Annotated in this window: 2 protein-coding genes; both read left to right on the top strand. The window is 46.8% G+C overall.

Annotation, left to right across the window (positions count from 1 at the left end; genetic code table 11):
• A partial coding sequence (locus tag VF500_RS00950) for a protein phosphatase 2C domain-containing protein (protein WP_330857878.1) occupies positions 1-1,349 on the top strand: 1,349 nt, incomplete at its 5' end.
• Between the two features lie 3 nt (positions 1,350-1,352).
• Positions 1,353-4,280: FtsW/RodA/SpoVE family cell cycle protein (locus VF500_RS00945; RefSeq protein WP_330857877.1), on the top strand; the 2,928-nt coding region annotated here is incomplete at its 3' end.

Below are 4,280 nucleotides of genomic sequence, written 5' to 3'. Positions count from 1 at the left end.
CGGGCGATGGTAATTTCATCATAGCCTGCGTGGTTGATGGGGTTGGCGGCTACGCCGGCGGCGAAATTGCTGCCGAAATTGCCCGCGCCACCATCCTGGAGCAATTGCAGTTTATCGCGGGCGACGTTATTCCGCTGTTGGTAAATACGTTCGCCATTGCCAATCAGCGGATCTACGACGAAAAAGTACAGAACAAAGATCTTGAAAATATGGCCTGCGTACTCACGCTGGCCGTGGTGGACGTGATCAACAATAAGTTTTACTATGCGCACGTTGGGGACACCCGCCTGTACCTGCTGCGCGATTATTCGCTGATCAAGATCTCAAAAGACCATTCTTTCGTGGGCTTCCTGGAAGATTCGGGCAGGCTGACCGAGGAAGCCGCCATGGAACACCCCAAACGTAACGAAATCAACAAAGCCCTCGGTTTCGCGGGGCAGATCAGTAAAGACCCTGATTTTGTGGAGACAGGTAACTCGCCTTTTTTGCCGGGTGATATCCTGCTCATTTGCAGCGATGGCTTAACCGATTTGGTTGATAAAAATAAGATCACCGGCATCCTTACCGGCAGTGATAATCTCCCCGAAAAAGGAAAAAAGCTAATTGATGCAGCCAATAGCCGCGGCGGTAAGGACAACGTGACCGTGGTATTGGTTCATAACGATAAAGAACGCAAACAGCATAGTGCTACTAAACCGGTAGCTGCCGTAAAAACTACCGAACAGCCGGAAGTTACCCCTGCCCCCGTAAAAAAGCAGGAAGAACCTGAACCTGTGGTAAAAACAAAAGGAAACGGCGGTACGGTAGCTATACTCACCCTGCTGTGTTTCATTTTTTTAGGCGGATTTATCTGGCAGTTTAAAAAGAATGCCGATCGGGCTGCTATCCCTAAAAAAACAGATACGCTGGCAGTTCGGCATATTAAAAATGCTACAGAGCTTAAACTTCAGGATACCATCAATAAACTAAAAGGCCATACGCTGTTACTTTCGGCGGCTGATTTTCAGCAGCCAATTATATTGAGCGATACGCTGCATATCAATAAAGACAGCATCTATATTAAAACAAAAGGCGCTATTGTGTTTAAAAAAGATTCCACCTATTCGGGGCCTGCTTTTGCGCTGGCTGCTAACTGTAAATATGTGGTATTGGATAGCGTAGCCTTTGATGGTTTCCCTACGGCTATCGTTACGCACAACGATGCTTTGGTTTTAAAAAATGTGCAGTTCAATAATTGCTTAACGCCGGTACAGGCATCGTACCTGTTCCCTAATAAAAAATACATTTCGGGCAGGTTGTTTGGCAGTATGTTCAAAACCGATTCTGTTCCCGTTAAAGCTACCCACTAATAAATGGCCCAGGAAAATCCAAAAGTACCCGGCAGGAGAATGGAACGGCTGTTCCTGTTGCTTACAGGCATATTGCTGGCCGTTTTGTTTGTAAGGCTGTACAGTGTACTACAGCTTAAGTTTACTGATGTTGATAAGCGTCTGAAAGATGGCACCATCGTAAACCTTAACTCGCCCAATACCGCTCAAAACGTAAAGGCCTTACTTAAAAAAGGCTATTATTTTGATGATCCAAGGGATGTAGATTACATTGAATCGGTAATTGCGTCACGTAAAGCGGCAGGCGACCTGGTTGATAACACCGGCGAGCTCAACAAACGCAAATACTACGTAAATGCCGATGAAGCTTTTGAAAAAGGCGGCGAAACTTTTAAGAAACGCGTACTTACCTCCCGTACGCTTTTAGGCTATACTGGCGATGATTCAACCCGCTTTGAGCAGGAATTGAAAAACCCGCCAGCTTTAGGCGCCCAAACAGATCTTAACCTCGGCGAATACAACATTAAAGGTACTATACAGCATAAAGGCGAACCGGTACCCGGCGTATTGGTAAAGCTGACCATGATATTACCCCGGGACAGTATTTTTAGCGATGAAGAAACCGGCGCAAAAACCTCATACTCCGAAAATGGATCGGCCTACAAAAAGCTGTACGTACTTAACGATCAGAAAAAGAAAGTACTGCAATCATTAACCGCCTTTGCCCGTACGGATGCCGAAGGGCGCTTTGTATTTGCCAAGCTGCCAACCGGTAAAGCATTTTCAGTATTACCCATGCAGCCGGGCTTTGAGTTTGGCCGCTCGCAGGGTATTGATGAGTTGGATAAAGACGTAACATTCAAATTTAACCAGGCTCCGCATAGTATCAAGCTGCTCTCCACCCGCGATTTTAATATTCTGAAAAAGGAAGGCGCTTTCATTGTACGTTATCAGGATGAGTTCAACATGTGGTACTGGATCATAGCCGTTTGCTTTTTTGCCGGTTTTATCGTTGTACACCTGTTACTCAGCGCCCGGTACCCCAACGCCGATCAGATTATTTTACCGCTTATCATGATGCTTACAGGCATCTCGCTCCTTACCCTTTTAAGCTTGCAGGATCCGCTGCGCGACAGGTTTTTGGCTAAGGATACCCTCATTTACCTGGGTATTGGTATAGCTGGGATCTGTATCATCCAACTGTTCAACCTGCGTAAGCTTAACCCTGATTCGGGCTTTTACCGTTTGCTTATTTTTAAATGGAGCAGGACTGCGGCCAACGGCTGGCCCTGGGCAATTGTAGCCATGGCCATACTTTTCTCTACCATTTTGTTTGGAACCGGTCCGGAGGGCAGCGGTGTTAAAGTAAACCTACTGGGTTTTCAGCCGAGTGAGATTGTAAAATACCTCATCGTTATTTTCCTTGCGGGATTTTTTGCCACGAACGAAAAATTCATCAGTCAGTATGCCAGTTGGAGCAAGCGCTGGTCGTTCTTCTCATTTGCGCTTATTGCTACTATCATTACCCTGCTATTGTTTTTGGTTTTGGGCGATTTAGGCCCGGCCATGGTGATCTGTTTTACATTCATCATCCTGTTCTCGTTTTCGCGCGGCGATTTCCTGTACATGGCAGGTTTCGTTGTACTATTTGTACTCACTACCTGGTTCTTTGATAATATCTGGCTTAGCGCAGGTATTACCTTCTTTTCGCTTGGCGGCGTTGTGTTTTTCAGGCGCAGGAGGCTGAGCGAATCTGCCATCATGGCTTTGGTGGTGATCACGGCCTTTTTAACCATCGATAAAATTCCCGGCCTTGATAAAATTATCCCTGGTCCGGTTGAGCGTTTGGTTGAGCGTAAAGCGATTTGGCAGGATGCCTGGAACAATGAAGTGTACGGTGGCGACCAGGTAGCTAACGGTCTTTGGGCTATGGCCAGCGGCGGCTTAAGCGGGCAAGGCGTAGGACAAGGTTTTGCCAAAACCATCCCCGAAGCCCATACCGATATGATCCTGCCATCCATCGGCGAAGAATTTGGCTGGGCCGGTATGGCCGCTGTGTTTATCCTGTTTTTGCTGTACCTGCACCGTTCCATCATTATAGGCAGGCAAACGGGAATGCCCTTACTATTTTATCTCAGCGCCGGTATAGGCGTATGTACCTTTGTGCAGTTTCTGCTAATAGCGGGCGGATCTATCGGAGCGTTGCCTTTGTCGGGGGTTTCCCTGCCTTTTGAAAGTTACGGTGGTTCATCATTGGTGATCAACCTGTTAGCAGCAGGCTTCCTGTTGTCCGTTTCATCCGTAAGAGGAACGGCCGTACAAATGGATTATATCACCAAGCAACAGGATAAAAACCTGGTACCCGCTTTGGCAGCTGCGTTGGCCGGCGTCGTATTGCTGGTGGTCAATATGTCCCGCTATACTACAGATAATAAACAATGGGTTGTAAAACCGGCTTTGGTTGCGGATAAAAGTGGTTTGCGCATGTTTAGTTATAACCCACGCATTGCGATATTGATGAACAAGTTGCAAGCCGGTACCATCTATGACCGTAACGGACTTATTCTCGCTACCAGTAAACCCGAACTCATCGAAAAACAAAAGAATAAATTAAGCGCTTCAGGCATGCTGCATTATGACCTGGATTCGGCTATGCACAAGCGCTTGGACAGGTTTTACCCTTTTGAAGAACAAATGTTTTTTTGGACGGGCGATCAAAATACCGGAGTCTTCAACGGCAGTACCAACGGCTATTTTGCCGAGTATGAACACGCCGCCGAGCTTCGTGGGTTTCATATGCCTATTACCAATTACAATGTAAAGGCATCACGTTACCAGGAAGACCGGTTTTTGCCACGCGGTATGAAGGAAATGACCGTAGCAAAAAAAGACTACAGTGCATTGGCCAACCTGCTCATCAGCGACATTAACGGCCCGGAAGTAAATGCATTT

Origin of the sequence: Mucilaginibacter sp., assembly GCF_036383575.1 — a bacterium.
In the GTDB taxonomy this organism is placed as follows: domain Bacteria; phylum Bacteroidota; class Bacteroidia; order Sphingobacteriales; family Sphingobacteriaceae; genus Mucilaginibacter.
Note: the sequence above shows the minus strand (reverse complement) of the source record. Positions and strands in the feature narration are given on the sequence as shown.